The sequence below is a fragment of the Paraburkholderia phymatum genome (assembly GCF_040965635.1).
Classification (GTDB): domain Bacteria; phylum Pseudomonadota; class Gammaproteobacteria; order Burkholderiales; family Burkholderiaceae; genus Paraburkholderia; species Paraburkholderia phymatum_B.
Genome location: NZ_JBFRCH010000160.1, coordinates 1 through 255 on the forward strand (window position 1 = coordinate 1; position 255 = coordinate 255).

A 255-nucleotide genomic window follows, 5' to 3' on the forward strand; every position below is an offset into this window, starting at 1 on the left:
TGGCGACGGCGCGCGTCGCGACCGCCGCCGATTCGCCCGCGATCTATGTCGGCCTGAACGACATCACGGGGCGCAAGCGGATGGAACAGGAGCTCGTCGAATCACGCGAGCAGCAGCGCGAGCTGTCTGCGTACATGGAGGCGATCCGCGAAGAGGAGAGAAAGCGCATTGCGATGGAGATTCACGACGAGCTTGGCCAGTTGCTGACTGCGCTCAAAATGGACGTGTCGCTGCTCAAGATGCGCCTCACGCACG

General features: G+C 63.1%; 1 protein-coding gene. It reads left to right on the top strand.

The annotated features are described in order from the left end of the window. Positions 1–255, top strand: a 255-nt coding sequence (locus AB4Y32_RS40610) for a histidine kinase (RefSeq protein WP_368726596.1), incomplete at both ends; no start/stop codon positions are given.